The organism is Aurantimonas sp. HBX-1 (genome assembly GCF_021391535.1).
In the GTDB taxonomy this organism is placed as follows: domain Bacteria; phylum Pseudomonadota; class Alphaproteobacteria; order Rhizobiales; family Rhizobiaceae; genus Aurantimonas.
In genome coordinates this window covers 1,944,922-1,959,325 of the sequence record NZ_CP090066.1, presented here as the reverse complement: position 1 = coordinate 1,959,325, position 14,404 = coordinate 1,944,922, and the positions used below count along the sequence as shown (strand labels likewise).

The following is a 14,404-nucleotide window of genomic DNA, read 5'->3' as shown; positions in this document are numbered from 1 at the left end:
ATGCGCTGCGTCGCCCTTGGCGGCGGTTCGCGTACCGCCTAGCGGGGTCCCATCTCGTCGACCGTGCGGAAGGTGCACTCGTTGATGATGTCGCGGATCCGGGTCATCTGGCTCTCGTCCGTATCGCCCGCCATCAGCGCATCGAAGAGATCCGCCGCCACGATCTCGCGCTGGGCGCAGTCGCAGTAGGCTTGGCAGAAGCGCTGATCCTGCTGGGCGAGGCACGCCCGGCTGCAATCGGCGCGGAACACCGCCTCCCGGTCCGGCGGCGCGATCTGGGCGAAAACGAAGACGATGCCGATCAGTACCGGCTGGTGCACCAGATAGACCATCAGCGAATGGCGCCCGAGCCAACCGAGCGGCCAAAGCGGCCGCAGCGAGGCGTTCCAGCGGCGGAGCGCATCGAACCCGCCGGCACGCTGCGCCAGCCGCGCCACCGCCATGCCGGCGAGCACCGCGCCGAGGAACGGGAAGATCGGCACGAGGTCGTTCGACAGCGGCGGCGACTCGGCCAGACCCGTCCACGCCAGCCAACGCGAGTCGAATGCCGGGCTGGCGAAGAACCAGGGCAGGGCGACCGCTCCGGCCGCGGCCAGGGCAGCGGCGATCCACGGCAGATGCAGGAAGACGAGGCCGATCAGGCTGGCGGCCACGATGTGATGGAGAATGCCGAAGAACACGAAGCTGTTCGGGGTGGCGAACCAGGTCGCGGCGGTGACCGCCGCCGCGGCGGCTGCGACCTGGCCGAGCCGAAGCAGAAACGGCCGCCAGCGTATGCCGTCGCCATGCGCCAGCACGAGGCTCACCCCGACCAGGAATAGGAAGCTCGACGCGATGATTCGGGCAAAGATCCGCCAGCCGCCGACCCCTGTCAGACCCCGGTCGACATAGTTGAAGAATTCGAGGTCCCAGGTGAAATGGTAGACGACCATCGCCAGCAGCGCGATGGCGCGGGCGATGTCGACGATCTCGATTCTTTCGCGCGAGGCGGGGGCGGCTGCGGCGGGCACGCGCGTTCCTTGAAGCTGGACAGCCACGGCGGCTTCCTATGTTGAACGGCAATGCCGCCGTTTCGCGCGGCGGTCCATCCCCGAAGAGGTACGTCATGAAGATCATCGAGGCGCACGGCGCTCGAATTCCGTCGATCGGCCTGGGCACATACACACTCGAAGGCCAGACTTGCGTCGACATGGTGGCGAGGGCGATCGAGGCGGGTTACCGCCACATCGACACGGCGCGCATGTACGGCAACGAGACGGAGGTCGGCGAGGGCATCCGGCGCAGCGGCATCGACCGCAGCGAGCTGTTCGTGACGACCAAGATCTGGTGGACGGACATCACTGAGCCGCTGCTGGTGCCCACGGCCCGCAAGGCGGTGGAGGCGCTCGGCATCGGTCCGGTCGACCTGTTGCTCATCCACTGGCCGAACCACGAAGTCGCCTTGGAGGAGTCGATCGACGCGCTCAACGAGGCGGCCGAGCAGGGACTGACGCGGCATATCGGCGTCGCCAACTTCACCAGCGCCATGGTGGACGAGGCGTCCGCCATGTCCTCGCGGCCGCTGGTCTGCAATCAGGTCGAGTACCATCCCTTCCTCTCGCAAGAGGACGTGCTGGCTGCCTGCCGCCGCAACGAAATGGCGATGATCGCCTATTCGCCCATCGGCCAGGGCGGCGAGGTGCTCGGCCATCCGGTCGTTCGCGAAGCGGCCGAACACCATGGCAAGTCGCCGGCCCAGATCGTGCTGCGCTGGGAGATCGAGCAGGACATGGTCGGCGCCATTCCGCGTACCTCCAATCCCCAGCGGCTTCGGGAGAACCTCGAGATCTTCGATTTCGCGCTTACTGAGGCGGAGCACGCGGCGATCACCGACCTGACGCGGCGGCGAGCCCGCCTGGTGGATCCCTCCTTCGCGCCGCACTGGGATCGCGCCTGAGCCGTCGCGGCCAAGGCGGCTCGAGCAAGGGAGGCTCGCCTGTTCTTCTACATCGCCAAGCTCGCGTGGTTCGTCCTGCAGCCGCTGGTCGCCATCATCCTTCTGGCCGCCCTCGGCTTCCTGGCCCGCCGGCTGCGCTATCGCCGGCTGGGCGGCGTGCTCTACGGGCTCGCCGCCTTCGCCCTCGTCCTGTGCAGCCTGACACCCGCGGGGCTGGTCATGACGGCGGTGCTGGAGGATCGGTTTCCGCGCCCGGCGCTGCCCGACCGGGTCGACGGCATCATCGTCCTCGGCGGCATGTTCGATACCCGCGTCGCCCGCACGCGCGGCGTGCCCGAGCTGAACGAGGCGGCGGACCGCGCGACCACCGCGCGGGCGCTGGCCTTCCGCTATCCGCAGGCGCGAATCCTGTTCAGCGGCGGGGTGGCGGCGGTGCTGGAGGAGGACATTCCGGAGACCGACGTCGCCGAAGCATTCTTCGCCGCGCTAGAGCTCGACCCCGACCGGCTGCTTCTCGACCACCGGGCCCGCGACACGTTCGAGAACGCCGTCTACGCCAGGGAGCTGGCGCAGCCGCAACCGGGCGAGACCTGGCTGCTGATCACCTCGGCCTCGCACATGCCGCGCGCCGTCGGCTGCTTCCGTGTCGCCGGCTTCGACGTCGTTGCCTATCCGGTGGACTACCGCACCCCGAGCGGGCCGGCGCTCTGGCGCCCCTCGACGGCGACGACGCGCAATCTCGAGAAGGTGCACTTCGCCATCAGGGAATATGTCGGCCTCCTGGCCTATTACCTCGCCGGCAGGACCGACGCGCTGTTCCCCGCGCCGCGCTGAGCCGTGTTGCGGCCGTCGGTGCCCGCCGTCAGTCGCGGACCGCGTCGCGGGCCGGCGAACGGTATTGCCGCTGCGCGATGATGACGACCACCAGCACCGTCGAGAGCACCAGCGCGTAAGGGCCGAGGAACCAGCCGAGATAGGCGAGGGCGAAGAAGATGGCGCGAAGGCCGGTATTGAAGTTGCGGCCGGCGATCTGGTTGAGCCGCGAGGCCTTCTGCACCGCCCGTTCGCGCGTTTCGTCATCGACGCTGGAATCGGATGGCATCGGGACCGCCCCGATCAGGATCGAGCAGTAGTTGAACAACCGGTACGCCCAGCCGAACTTGAAGAAGGCGTAGGCAAAGATCAGTACCAGGCCGAGCAGCTTGAGTTCGACCAGCGCCCGGTCGAGGCCGGCATAGAAGGGCAGGTCGGCCGAGATCGTGGCGATCCGCTCAGCCGAGCCGAGCAGCGCGAAGCAGCCGCCGATGGCGAAGATGCAGGCCGAGGCAAAGAAGGCGGTTCCCTGCTGCAGGCCGGCAATGATCGCCGTGTCGATCATCCGCAGCTCCCGCCGCGCCATGATCTCCATCCAGCGCTGGCGCTGGAGGTTCATCGCACTGGAAAGACCCTTCGTGGCCAGCGGCCCGTGGTCGTTGAGCCAGTTGTATCCAAGCCACACGACGAGAAAGATCGCCAGCGCGACAGAGTCGGCCACTTCGATGCTCGGCACCCCCACACCTCCCGTCCCGCGACTCCGCGTCGATCGCACCACGCGGATTCTGCAGATGGTTTCGACCGGAGGTGACAGGCTTCGCGGCGCCGGCGCAAGTCCGGGTCAAGCCGATGCCCTCAAAGTCTCCCCGGGAATCACTCCAGGGTGCCTTGTACGGCGAGGGCTTAACGGATATTTAACGGCTGCGGACCGGGACGGGGGTCATGGCGGATCCGCAGCAATCAATGCAGGACAGTTTCATACATGGATGACAGTGTGCAGAAGTCGTGCTGGGGCGTGACCGTATGGACGGTTGCCGTATTCTCAGCCCTGCTCGTGCTCGGCTTTCTCTTCGCCGGCGCCGAGACGGTGACGATCGCCGCCAGCTGACGCAAGCCGGTTTGCCGGCCGTTCGACGGCAAGTGCGACCGCTCGTTACAGCCTGACGCGCCCGGCACCGCCGCCGCCGCGTCCTGATCGAGCCGCCCGGATCACCGACCGTGACCGGACGCCGATCGATCGAAGGGCATGCGATGCCGCTCCACCTCATCAAGCTTTGCGTCGGCGTCGAGACGGTCGACGAACTCGAGGCGTATGTCGCGGCTCGCCTCGACCATGCCCGTGCGACGGGTGCGCCGGTCGAACAGGTCCACACGACGCGGATGGTCCCGAAGCGCGCGCTCGAGCTCGTCGACGGCGGCTCGCTCTACTGGGTGATCAAGGGGCATGCGCAGGTTCGCCAGCGCCTTCTGGCCGTGCGCCCGTTTGTCGACGAGGCGGGCATCGGCCGCTGCCGTCTGGTGCTGGAACCGGTGTTCACCCGGACCGCGTGGCAGCCCCGCCGGGCTTTCCAGGGTTGGCGCTATCTCACCGCCGAGGATGCGCCGATGGATCTCGGCGGCGGCGACACACTGGACGAGGCACTGCCGCCGGACTTGAGCCGTGAATTGTTCGAGCTCGGGCTTCTCTAGTCTCCGGAGCGCCTGCGCTTAGCGAAAGCGCATCCGAAGAGCCGATGCGCCCGAGATCCCGGACACCCGGATCCGCGTATAGGATATCGGCTGCGACGACCGCCACGCCCGCGCCCCGTGACAGAGCAGCAGCGCGACAAGGTCCTTGGCCTTCAGCCGCGAGCGCCCGTCCCGGACCTCCGCGAGCCGCAGCGCAGCCTGATGCAGCGGATGGGCTCCGCCCTGGTTGAACGCCCGCGGGAACGGCGTCTCCATGATTTCCTGGTCGAGACCATGCTGCTCGATCGACATGCCGGGATCCCTTCAAACGCGATACACTAGGATTGGAGCCGAGCGGGCAGGCGCCCGCGTCGGGCATGTCAGTTGGCGACGGCGTAGCAATTGTACTGGCTGCGCTTCAGCGCCGCACAGGCAGCCCAGGCCTGGTCCTTGTTGGCGAAGCCGGCGAAGCGGGCACGGTGCAGCGTCTGCGAGCCGCTGCCGACAGGCTCGATGAACGGCTCCGCCGAAGCGAGCGGACCGCCGACCTTGCGCTGCGCCTCCGAGAGCATCCTCATCGCGTCGGCGGCGGCGGGCGCTGCGGCAATCTGCACGACCCAGGGCGAACTCGGCCGCGACAGGGCGGACTGAACGGAGCCGGTCGTGTCGGGATCCACACCCGGCACCCCGACGCGCGGCATCGGCACGCCGGTATTCAGGGCAGGGCGCGACACGGCCGGGAACGGGATGTGCGAGGCCGGGCGCTCCTCGACGAGGGCGGCGCGCAGCGCGTCGCGGCCGATGATCGGGCGCGTGTCGACCTGCGGCAGCCGGGCGATCGCCCCCGCTGCGTCCGATCCGTAGGCAAGGGCGATGCGCTCGTTCACATCGATTGAGCCGGACGGCCGGGAGCCGGGGATCGGACCGCTGCTCGGCAGCGCGGCGACGGTCGTGGCTGCGGCGGCGACCGGCAGCGAAATGGCGGGGCGCGAGGCGATCAGCGCGCCGCCGTCGCGGGTGCTCGCCTGCGGCAAATAGCGGTTGAGCAGTTCGACCATGTGGTCGTCGCGTGAACGGCCCGAGCGGCCGCCCATGACGACGGCGACGACGCTCTTGCCGTCGCGCTTGACGGAAGACACGAGGTTGAAGCCTGACGCATTGATGTAGCCGGTCTTGATGCCGTCCGTGCCTTCGACCCGGCCGAGGACGCGATTATGGTTGCCGAGGCGCGTGCCGCGGAAATTGTAGGAGCGGATCGAGAAGTAGCCGTAGTACTCGGGGAAATGCTCGCGCAGCGCGATGCCCAGCGTCGCCATGTCCCGCGCAGTGGTGCGCTGCTCGCTGTTCGGCAGGCCATTGGCGTTCTTGAACGTGGTGCGCGACATGCCGAGCTTGCGGGCGGTGGCCGTCATCTGCTCGGCAAAACGCTCCTCCGACCCGCCGAGGAATTCGGCAATGACCACCGAGGCGTCGTTGGCCGACTTGGTGACCAGGGCGCTGATGCCTTCCTCGACCGTGATCGACGATCCAACCTTCAGGCCCAGCTTCGACGGCGGCCGGGCGGCGGCATATTTCGACACCGGCATCTTGCTCGACTTCGAGACGCGGCCCGACTTCAGCGCGGAGAAGGTCAGGTAGAGCGTCATCATCTTCGTCAGCGACGCCGGGTAGCGGTAGTCGTCGGCCCTGTCCTCGTAGAGGACCTTCCCGTTGTTGGCGTCGATCACGAATCCGGCATAGCGCGAATTGGCGTCGGCCGCCGACACCTGCGTCAGGCACAGCGCGCTGCCGATTGCGGCGAGGCAGAGGCTCTTGCCGAAGGCAGCGGTGACGGCTTTGAGGCGGGGGAGGAATTTGCGCACGCGGCTACTCTCTTGATCTGACCTGCTGCGAATCTGCCGCCAATGTCGGGCACGATGTCGCAGGCACTTCCGATTCCGGCGGGCGCCAACGCCCCCGTTGCAATGCAGATTAGGCCGTTGGGCTTACCAATCGGTTTATGGTTGCCGAACCCTTCCCCCGGACGCGGCAATCACTCCTGCGGCAGAAAGCCGGCATCAATGCGGAGCGGCACGGCCGCTACGGGAATGTTGAAAACCATTGTGCAGTGCAATATACTGGCCTCAGCATGAACGATCCGCTGGCGGCGGGCCCGTCGTCAGCCGAAGACCACTTCCTGTCCGAGGAAACGACGATGACCATCTACGAAGAAGCCACCCGCACCAGCAAGAACGCCCTCGACGGCACCCTGCAGTCCTTCGCCGTGGTGGCAAAGGGCCTGCAGCAGATCGCCAGCGAGACCTCCGAATTCGGCAAGCGCTCCTATGAGCATCAGATGACGATGCTCGAGCAGCTCCTGCAGGCCCGCTCGGTGGACAAGAGCCTCGAGCTGCAGAACGATTTCGCCAAGTCGATCTACCAGAGCTGGGTATCGCAGGCGACGAAGCTGAGCGAGATCTACGCCGACATGGCTCGCGAAGCCTACAAGCCGCTGGAACAGGCGGCGCTCGGTACCTATGGCCGCGGCGTCGAATACACGCGCGAAACCTCGCAGGCGACGGTCAAGGCGGCCAAGGCGGCCGTCGACAAGCCAGCGGCGGCCTGACGCCCGGGGCTTGCGCAACCCCCCGATTTCCGTTCGCGGAACAACGTGAGGGCTCGGCATCTGCCGGGCCCTTTTTTCGTTCGGCCAGCCATCCGGAAGGCGTCCGCGGATTTCACGATGCCGGGAGCGCAGGAGAATGCTTTGCCGCACGCCCGAAGCGTCTTAAAATCCGCCGCACGGCACATACATACGGTGCGATGAGAATGGTGGCTGAATTGACCGACGAGAAGCGCACGACCGACGGCGGATACGCCCCGGGGCGCGGGCAGGCGGGGAAGGACGATGGCGGCGCCGGCGACACCGATCGCGGCACGTCCGTCATTACCCGCACGAAGCCGAAGACGAAGCGGCCGAGCCTTTACAGAGTGCTCCTTCTGAACGACGATTACACGCCCATGGAGTTCGTGATCCACGTGCTCCAGCGGTTCTTCCAGAAGGATGCCGAGGCGGCCACCAGGATCATGTTGCATGTGCACAACCACGGCGTTGGCGAATGCGGGGTCTACACCTACGAGGTAGCGGAGACGAAAGTCACGCAGGTCATGGATTTCGCACGCCAGCACCAACATCCGCTGCAATGCGTGATGGAAAAGAATTGAGGTGAAGCTTGCCGACATTTTCGCAAAGCCTTGAGAAGTCGCTGCATCAGGCACTGACGCTCGCCAACGAGCGGCGTCAGGAATTCGCGACGCTCGAGCACCTGCTGCTGGCGCTGCTCGAGGACAAGGACGCGGCGGCAGTCATGCGGGGCTGCAGCGTGGACCTCGACCTGCTCCGGAAGAACCTGATTTCCTACATCGACACCGAACTCACCAACCTCGTCACCGGGCATGACGAGGATTCCAAGCCGACGGCAGGCTTCCATCGCGTCATCCAACGTGCTGTGATCCATGTGCAGTCTTCCGGTCGCGACGAAGTGACCGGCGCCAACGTGCTCGTCGCCATCTTCGCCGAACGCGAAAGCCATGCAGCCTATTTCCTGCAGGAGCAGGAAATGACCCGCTACGATGCAGTGAACTTCATCTCGCATGGGATTTCCAAGCGTCCGGGCGCATCAGAAAGCCGGCCGCTCAGAGGCGCCGAGGACGACCAATCGACCGTGGGGCAGGATGACGACGGCAAGCGCAAGACGGCTCAGGACGCCCTGACCGCCTATTGCATCAACCTCAACGAGAAGGCGCGGAACGGCAAGATCGACCCGCTGATCGGGCGGGCGGAAGAGATCAACCGGACCATCCAGGTCCTGTGCCGCCGCTCGAAGAACAACCCGCTCTATGTCGGCGATCCGGGCGTCGGCAAGACGGCGATCGCCGAGGGCCTCGCCAAGCGCGTCGTCGAAGGCGACGTGCCGGACGTGCTCGCCGACGCGACGATTTTCTCGCTCGACATGGGCACGCTGCTCGCTGGCACGCGCTATCGCGGCGACTTCGAGGAGCGCCTGAAGCAGGTGGTGAAGGAACTCGAGGAGTATCCCGGTGCCGTCCTGTTCATCGACGAGATCCACACGGTGATCGGCGCCGGCGCGACGTCGGGCGGGGCGATGGACGCCTCGAACCTGCTCAAGCCGGCTCTGTCCTCGGGCGCGATCCGCTGCATCGGCTCGACCACCTACAAGGAGTATCGCCAGTTCTTCGAGAAGGACCGGGCGCTGGTCCGGCGCTTCCAGAAGATCGACGTAAAGGAGCCCTCGATCGAGGACGCCGTGTCGATCCTGCGGGGCCTCAAGCCTTATTTCGAGGACTTCCACCGCGTGAAGTTCACCAGCGAGGCGATCCGGTCGGCGGTCGAGCTCTCGGCCCGCTACATCAACGACCGCAAGCTGCCGGACAAGGCGATCGACGTGATCGACGAGACCGGCGCGTCGCAGATGCTGCTGCCGGAGGCCAAGCGGAAGAAGCAGATCGGCGTCAAGGAGATCGAGGCGACCGTCGCCACCATGGCGCGGATCCCGCCGAAGGCGGTATCCAAGGACGACGAGGAAGTGCTCGCCCATCTCGACGAGCAGCTGAAGCGCGTCGTCTACGGTCAGGACGCGGCGATCGAGAATCTCGCCTCGGCGATCAAGCTCGCCCGCGCTGGACTGCGCGAGCCGGACAAGCCGATCGGCTCCTACCTGTTCTCCGGCCCGACCGGCGTCGGCAAGACCGAGGTGGCGCGCCAGCTGGCGTCGTCGCTGGGCGTCGAGCTGCTGCGCTTCGACATGTCGGAGTACATGGAGCGGCACACCGTCTCGCGGCTGATCGGCGCGCCTCCCGGCTATGTCGGCTTCGACCAGGGCGGCCTGCTGACCGACGGCGTCGACCAGCATCCGCATTGCGTGCTGCTGCTCGACGAGATCGAGAAGGCGCATCCGGACCTGTTCAACATCCTGTTGCAGGTCATGGATCACGGCAAGCTGACCGATCACAACGGCAAGCAGATCGACTTCCGGAACGTCATCCTGATCATGACGACGAATGCCGGCGCGTCGGAGATGGCCAAGGCCAATATCGGCTTCGGGCATTCGCGCCGGAGCGGGGCCGACGAGGAGGCGATCAATCGCCTGTTCACGCCAGAGTTCCGCAATCGGCTCGACGCGGTGATCCCGTTCGGATCGCTGCCGACCCCGGTCATCCACCAGGTGGTGGAGAAGTTCGTCATGCAGCTCGAGGCGCAGCTGTCGGAACGCGGCGTGACCTTCGAACTGACGCCGGATGCCGTCTCCTGGCTGGCGGAGAAGGGCTACGACGAGAACATGGGGGCCCGTCCGCTCGGCCGGACCATCCAGGAGTACATCAAGAAGCCGCTGGCGGACGAAGTGCTGTTCGGCAAGCTGAAGCGCGGCGGCACGGTGAAGGTCACCGTGGCGACGGCCGACGACGGCACCAGGACGCTGGCCCTCGAGGCGATCGCCGACGAAGTGCCGGCAAAGCCGAAAAAGGCCGAGTCCCGCCGCCGCAGCAAGGTCGCGGCGGACGGCGCGGAGATCGACGAGCCGGAGGATGACGAAGGCCTCGATCCCGACGAGGACGAGGCGGACAACGCGGTTCAGGGCGCAGCCGCTCCCACCCGCGCCGGGCCGACCAAGCGTCCGGCAACCGTCCCGAAAGTTCCGCGCAAGCCGAACTGATCCAGAAAGGGCCGCCCTCAGGGGCGGCCCTTTCAGCATGACGGTTAGCTTGCCGGAGCCAGACTTGGACAATCTCGATCCGGCCGAAGCTCGCGGCTCGGCCTACTGGGTGCTGCAGGGCGTCAAGGGCATCGCCAGCGCGCCGGCACTGATCCTCATCACCGCCTTCATCGGCTTTGCCGGTGTCTCCCGCGAGGCGGGCCTGACCTGGGTCGAGGCGTCCTTCATGACCGCCGTGGTCTGGGCGCTGCCGGCCAACATCATCCTCGTCGGCGCGATCACCGCCGGAACCTCACTGCCTGCGGCGGCGCTTGCCGTCGGGCTGTCGTCGATCCGGATGATGCCGATGGTCGTGGCGCTGATGCCGGAGATCGCCGGATCCCGGACGCGCCGCTCGACCCTCCTGATCCTCTCCCATTTCGTCGCTATCACCGGCTGGGTCTTCGCCATGGAGCGCGCCCGGAACGTGCCGCGCGACCAGCGGACGGCATTCTTCGGCGGCTTCGCCGTGACGCTGACCACGATCAACACGATCATCGTCGCCGTCGCCTTCAACCTGATGGGACAGCTGCCGGCGCTGGTGACGGGCGCCCTGGCGTTCCTCACGCCGGTGTATTTCCTCGTCTCGCTCTACGGGTCCGCCCGCGACCTGTCGGGGCGCCTCGCCCTGTTCGCCGGCATGGCGGCGCTGCCGCCGGCGCATTATCTCTGGCCACAGTTCGAGCTGCTGGCGGCGGGTATCGTCGGCGGCGTGGGCGCCTACTGGGGCGGCCGCTGGCTCGACGGACGGCGACGCCGGTGACCGGGATCGATCTCAGCTTCGACGCCCCCTTGGGCGACTGGTGGCCGTTCGTGTTCATCCTGCTCGCCGGGTGGCTGCCGACGGATCTGTGGCGTTATCTCGGGGTCCTGACCGCCGGCCGGCTGGACGAGAATTCGCGCCTTGCCATCCTGACCCGGGCCGTCGCGACGTCGATGGTGGCGGCGGTGATCGCCCAGCTCGTGCTGTTTCCGGCCGGCTCGCTCGCGGCGATTCCGACCGCCGCCCGTGTCGGGGCGGTCGGTGCCGGATTCGTCGCCTATCTCTGGCTGGGCCGCCGGGTGATCGCCGCGATCATCGTCGCCGAAGCGGTACTGCTCGGCGCGGCCGTCCTGCTCTGAACGACGGGGGCCAGCCTGCCGACGGCTGCAGTTCCTCGGTTCAGCCGAGCGCGGCGCGGATCTGCTCGGCCTGGGCCTCCAGCTCCGCCGGTGTCACGCTGCCGCCGGCGTGGCGTGTCAGTGGCACGCCGGCATAGACCGGTACGACATGGAAATGCAGGTGGAACACCGTCTGGCCTGCCGGCTCCTCGTTGAACTGCCCGACCTGCACGCCGTCCGCCGCGAAGGCTTTCCGCACGGCACGGGCGAGGCGGGCAACGATCGGCATGACGGCGGCCAGCGTCGCGTCGTCGGCGTCGAGCAGGTTGCGGGACGGGGCCCTCGGGATGACCAGGCAATGGCCCTTCGATTGCGGCATGATGTCCATGATCGCGATCGCCGTATCGTCCTCGTAGAGCTTGAGGCTCGGGATCTCGCCGCGCAGAATCTTCGCGAAGATGTTGCCGTCGTCGTAGCTGGTCATGGATGGCTCGGCCCTGGTGGATGGTCGGGCGTAGGGTAGGGGCCCTCGGCCGCTTGTCCAAGCCGGACCGGCAAGTTTACGAGGCTCCGCCGTCGCCCTTCTTGTAGGGCGTGTGCTCGCTGAGGACTTCCGACACCCGCGCCACCTCCTCGCGCTCGCTGTCGAGATAATCCTCGACGGCCCGGCGCAGGCCCGGATGGCCGATCCAGTGCGCGGAGTGCGTGGTCACCGGCTCGTAGCCGCGGGCCAGCTTGTGCTGCCCCTGCGCGCCTGCCTCGACCACCGCCAGCTTGTGGGCGATCGCGTAGTCGATCGCCTGGTGATAGCAGACCTCGAAATGCAGGAACGGGTGGTCCTCGATGCAGCCCCAGTTGCGACCGAACACCGTGTCGGCCCCGATGAAGTTGAGCGCGCCGGCGATGTAGCGGCCGTTGCGGCGCGCCATGACCAGCAGCGTCTGGCCCGCCATCCGCTCGCCGACGAGGCTGAAGAAACGGCGGTTGAGATAGGGGCGGCCCCATTTGCGGCTGCCGGTGTCCATGTAGAAGGCGAAGAACGCGTCCCACGCGGCCTCGGTCAGATCACTGCCGGTCAGCCAGACGATCTCGATATCGTTCTCGAGAGCCTCGCGCCGTTCGCGCCGCAATGTCTTGCGCTTGCGCGAAGCCAGCGTGTCGAGGAAGGCCTCGTAATTGTCGTAGCCGCGATTGTGGAAATGGAACTGCTGGTCCGTCCGATGCAGCCAGCCGGATCCCTCCAGCACCGAAAGATCCCTGTCGATCAGGAAGGTGGCGTGGACGGACGAAACGCCCGTCCGCTCCGCGTAGGTCTTGGCGGACTCCGCCAGGGCCTGCCGCCGGATATCGGCGCCGGGCGCATGCCCGACCAGCAGCCGCGGCCCCGAGGCCGGGGTGAAGGGGACGGCCATCTGCAGCTTGGGATAATAGCGTCCGCCGGCGCGCTGGAAGGCGTCGGCCCAGCCCTGGTCGAAGACGTATTCGCCCTGGCTGTGGCTCTTGAGGTAGGCGGGCGCCGCGGCGATCGCCCGCCCGGACCCGTCCTCGAGGATCAGATGCTGCGGCAGCCATCCGGCCCGCTCGCCGACACAGCCGCTGTCTTCGAGTGCGCTGAGAAAGGCGTGGGACACGAACGGGTTCGGGGCGGCGGCCGCCGCCGCCGTCTCATCGTCCGACGCCGCCTGGGCACCGGCCAGTTCGTCCCACGTCGATTGGTCGATCGACGTGACGCTGTCGACGACCCGGACCACGAAGGTCCGCTCCCTGTCCTCGCTTGTGGTCTTTGCCGTTCCGCTCATGCAGGCAGACTTATGCCGTACGCGCCGCAGCGCAAGCCGTCAGTGCTGCGGTGCGAAGCCCTCGAAGGTGATCTGGTCGGCGTGGCGGGCGCTGTGCGCGGCATCGTCGGGGGTCCGCACCGTCCAGCTGATCACCGGCGCGCCCTGTCCATGGCGCACCCACTGGACGAAGCCGTTGGGCAGGTGGTGGACATTGTAGGACACGAAGTCGCAGCCGCGGGCGAAGATCTCCCGGTGGCGTGCCAGGACGTCCGGCTCGGTCCCCTCCGCCGTCAGCCCCACCGGATGCGGCAGCGCGGCTTGCAGCAGCTGGTCGATGAGCCAGGGCGAAAAGGACATCAGCGCCAGTTCGCCGCCATAGCCCGCCAGCGCCGCGCCGAGGCGATCGACATAGCCGGCATCGGCCTGCGGGGAGAGGCCCTTCAGCTCCATCACCACCGGTACCGCGCCGTCCACCAGAGAGAGAAAATCCGCGACGGTGGGGATCACGGCCGCGGCCGCGGTCAGCGCAATGCCGCTCAGCGTGTCATCCGCCGTTTCGCGAAACGCGCCGGTCCGGCCGGTGAGCCGGTCCAACGCGTCGTCGTGGAAGATGTAGGGCGTGCCATCGGCCGAAAGCTGCACGTCGCATTCGATGGCGTAGCCCGCGGCGATGGCGGCCCGGGCGGCCGGGATCGAGTTCTCCGCCACGGAACGGTTGCCGTCGTGCAGGCCGCGATGCGCGATCGGTCGCCGGACGAGCCAGTCCAGACCCATCCCCGGCATCAGGCGAGCTCGAACAGGGCTTCGATCTCGACGGCCGCGTCCAGCGGCAGGGCCGGAACGCCGACGGCCGAGCGAGCATGTCGGCCGGCATCGCCGAGGATCTCGACCAGGAAGTCGGAGGCGCCGTTGGCGACCTTGTGCTGCTCGACGAACTCGGGCGCGCTCGCCACGAAGACGGTCAGCTTGAGGAGGCGCGACAGCCGCGTCCAGTCGCCGTCGACCGCAGCCTTCGCCTGGGCGAGCACGTTGACGGCGCAGAGCCGGGCGGCGCGCTGGCCGTCCTCCAGGCTGACACCGCCGCCGAGCTTGCCGGTGACGGCGATCTTGCCGGCCTCGATCGGCAGCTGGCCGGAGGTCTGCAGCAGCTTGCCCGTCACCACGAAGGAAACGTAGTTGGCCGCCGGGGCGGCGGCCACAGGCAGGTCGATGCCTGCCGCTTTGAGGCGCGATTCGATCGTGTCGGACATCATGTTGTCTTCCTTTGCCGTGACGGATACCAGCGTCCGGTCCCGAGGCGCCTTGTCGGCCTGCGGTTCCGAACCCCGGAATTCCGTCGAGCGGTAGCCCAT

At 67.3% G+C, this 14,404-nt stretch carries 17 protein-coding genes; 9 read left to right on the top strand and 8 right to left on the bottom strand.

Going from position 1 to position 14,404, the window contains the following annotated elements; all coding sequences use genetic code 11:
- Nucleotides 1-38 precede the first annotated feature (38 nt).
- A complete protein-coding gene (locus tag LXB15_RS09275) occupies nt 39-1,010 on the bottom strand; it encodes a heparan-alpha-glucosaminide N-acetyltransferase (RefSeq protein WP_233952721.1) in 972 nt (323 codons plus the stop codon).
- 95 nt (nt 1,011-1,105) lie between these two features.
- On the opposite strand from LXB15_RS09275, the gene LXB15_RS09270 reads away from it, so the two are divergent.
- The gene (locus LXB15_RS09270; RefSeq protein ID WP_233952720.1) at nt 1,106-1,936 is read left to right on the top strand and encodes an aldo/keto reductase; all 831 of its coding nucleotides are present in this window, start codon (nt 1,106-1,108) and stop codon (nt 1,934-1,936) included.
- A gap of 156 nt (nt 1,937-2,092) precedes the next feature.
- Nucleotides 2,093-2,770: a YdcF family protein gene (locus tag LXB15_RS09265; protein ID WP_233952719.1), complete on the top strand. Its 678-nt coding sequence runs from the start codon at nt 2,093-2,095 to the stop codon at nt 2,768-2,770.
- 28 nt (nt 2,771-2,798) lie between these two features.
- Here LXB15_RS09265 and LXB15_RS09260 read toward each other — a convergent pair whose 3' ends face one another.
- Nucleotides 2,799-3,485: a DUF599 domain-containing protein gene (locus LXB15_RS09260; RefSeq protein ID WP_370640196.1), complete on the bottom strand. Its 687-nt coding sequence runs from the start codon at nt 3,483-3,485 to the stop codon at nt 2,799-2,801.
- A gap of 246 nt (nt 3,486-3,731) precedes the next feature.
- Between LXB15_RS09260 and LXB15_RS20940 the strand changes: the two genes are divergently transcribed.
- On the top strand, nt 3,732-3,857 hold the full coding sequence (locus LXB15_RS20940) for a hypothetical protein (RefSeq protein ID WP_255696819.1): 126 nt from the start codon (nt 3,732-3,734) through the stop codon (nt 3,855-3,857).
- Nucleotides 3,858-4,000: 143 nt separating this feature from the next.
- On the top strand, nt 4,001-4,438 hold the full coding sequence (locus LXB15_RS09255) for a DUF1489 family protein (RefSeq protein ID WP_233953113.1): 438 nt from the start codon (nt 4,001-4,003) through the stop codon (nt 4,436-4,438).
- An 18-nt stretch (nt 4,439-4,456) separates the two neighbouring features.
- Here LXB15_RS09255 and LXB15_RS09250 read toward each other — a convergent pair whose 3' ends face one another.
- Both LXB15_RS09250 and LXB15_RS09245 read right to left on the bottom strand, forming a co-directional pair.
- Nucleotides 4,457-4,729 carry a hypothetical protein gene (locus LXB15_RS09250; protein ID WP_233952718.1) on the bottom strand — a complete coding sequence of 91 codons (273 nt, stop codon included), beginning with the start codon at nt 4,727-4,729 and terminating at the stop codon, nt 4,457-4,459.
- A 68-nt stretch (nt 4,730-4,797) separates the two neighbouring features.
- Nucleotides 4,798-6,279: a D-alanyl-D-alanine carboxypeptidase gene (locus LXB15_RS09245; RefSeq protein ID WP_233952717.1), complete on the bottom strand. Its 1,482-nt coding sequence runs from the start codon at nt 6,277-6,279 to the stop codon at nt 4,798-4,800.
- A gap of 332 nt (nt 6,280-6,611) precedes the next feature.
- On the opposite strand from LXB15_RS09245, the gene LXB15_RS09240 reads away from it, so the two are divergent.
- The 5 genes from LXB15_RS09240 to LXB15_RS09220 all read left to right on the top strand — a co-directional run bounded on the left by LXB15_RS09240 (nt 6,612) and on the right by LXB15_RS09220 (nt 11,292).
- Nucleotides 6,612-7,022: a phasin family protein gene (locus LXB15_RS09240; protein WP_233952716.1), complete on the top strand. Its 411-nt coding sequence runs from the start codon at nt 6,612-6,614 to the stop codon at nt 7,020-7,022.
- 215 nt (nt 7,023-7,237) lie between these two features.
- Nucleotides 7,238-7,621, top strand: a complete 384-nt coding sequence (clpS, locus tag LXB15_RS09235; protein ID WP_370640195.1) for an ATP-dependent Clp protease adapter ClpS — start codon at nt 7,238-7,240, stop codon at nt 7,619-7,621.
- Between the two features lie 8 nt (nt 7,622-7,629).
- Nucleotides 7,630-10,131, top strand: coding sequence for an ATP-dependent Clp protease ATP-binding subunit ClpA (gene clpA, locus LXB15_RS09230; RefSeq protein ID WP_233952715.1), 2,502 nt, complete (start codon nt 7,630-7,632; stop codon nt 10,129-10,131).
- 64 nt (nt 10,132-10,195) lie between these two features.
- Complete coding sequence (locus LXB15_RS09225) at nt 10,196-10,933, top strand: AzlC family ABC transporter permease (protein WP_233952714.1); 738 nt, start codon at nt 10,196-10,198, stop codon at nt 10,931-10,933.
- Nucleotides 10,930-11,292 carry an AzlD domain-containing protein gene (locus LXB15_RS09220; protein WP_233952713.1) on the top strand — a complete coding sequence of 121 codons (363 nt, stop codon included), beginning with the start codon at nt 10,930-10,932 and terminating at the stop codon, nt 11,290-11,292. Before LXB15_RS09225 ends, LXB15_RS09220 begins: the two co-directional genes overlap by 4 nt.
- A gap of 40 nt (nt 11,293-11,332) precedes the next feature.
- Here LXB15_RS09220 and LXB15_RS09215 read toward each other — a convergent pair whose 3' ends face one another.
- From LXB15_RS09215 to LXB15_RS09200, 4 genes are all read right to left on the bottom strand, one after another.
- Nucleotides 11,333-11,755: an HIT family protein gene (locus LXB15_RS09215; RefSeq protein ID WP_233952712.1), complete on the bottom strand. Its 423-nt coding sequence runs from the start codon at nt 11,753-11,755 to the stop codon at nt 11,333-11,335.
- 76 nt (nt 11,756-11,831) lie between these two features.
- The gene (locus LXB15_RS09210; protein WP_233952711.1) at nt 11,832-13,070 is read right to left on the bottom strand and encodes a GNAT family N-acetyltransferase; all 1,239 of its coding nucleotides are present in this window, start codon (nt 13,068-13,070) and stop codon (nt 11,832-11,834) included.
- Nucleotides 13,071-13,109: 39 nt separating this feature from the next.
- Nucleotides 13,110-13,826 (bottom strand): glycerophosphodiester phosphodiesterase family protein, encoded by a 717-nt coding sequence (locus tag LXB15_RS09205; protein ID WP_233952710.1) that lies wholly within the window; start codon nt 13,824-13,826, stop codon nt 13,110-13,112.
- An 8-nt stretch (nt 13,827-13,834) separates the two neighbouring features.
- Nucleotides 13,835-14,302 carry a RidA family protein gene (locus tag LXB15_RS09200; protein ID WP_233953111.1) on the bottom strand — a complete coding sequence of 156 codons (468 nt, stop codon included), beginning with the start codon at nt 14,300-14,302 and terminating at the stop codon, nt 13,835-13,837.
- Between the last annotated feature and the right edge of the window lie 102 nt (nt 14,303-14,404).

Coding starts and splice junctions, on each gene's coding strand:
- LXB15_RS09205 (WP_233952710.1), bottom strand. CDS start 13,826: ATGGGTCTGGACTGGCTCGTCCGGCGACCGATCGCGCATCGCGGCCTG.
- LXB15_RS09250 (WP_233952718.1), bottom strand. CDS start 4,729: ATGTCGATCGAGCAGCATGGTCTCGACCAGGAAATCATGGAGACGCCG.
- LXB15_RS09210 (WP_233952711.1), bottom strand. CDS start 13,070: ATGAGCGGAACGGCAAAGACCACAAGCGAGGACAGGGAGCGGACCTTC.
- LXB15_RS09200 (WP_233953111.1), bottom strand. CDS start 14,302: ATGTCCGACACGATCGAATCGCGCCTCAAAGCGGCAGGCATCGACCTG.
- LXB15_RS20940 (WP_255696819.1), top strand. CDS start 3,732: ATGGATGACAGTGTGCAGAAGTCGTGCTGGGGCGTGACCGTATGGACG.
- LXB15_RS09255 (WP_233953113.1), top strand. CDS start 4,001: ATGCCGCTCCACCTCATCAAGCTTTGCGTCGGCGTCGAGACGGTCGAC.
- LXB15_RS09270 (WP_233952720.1), top strand. CDS start 1,106: ATGAAGATCATCGAGGCGCACGGCGCTCGAATTCCGTCGATCGGCCTG.
- LXB15_RS09240 (WP_233952716.1), top strand. CDS start 6,612: ATGACCATCTACGAAGAAGCCACCCGCACCAGCAAGAACGCCCTCGAC.
- LXB15_RS09215 (WP_233952712.1), bottom strand. CDS start 11,755: ATGACCAGCTACGACGACGGCAACATCTTCGCGAAGATTCTGCGCGGC.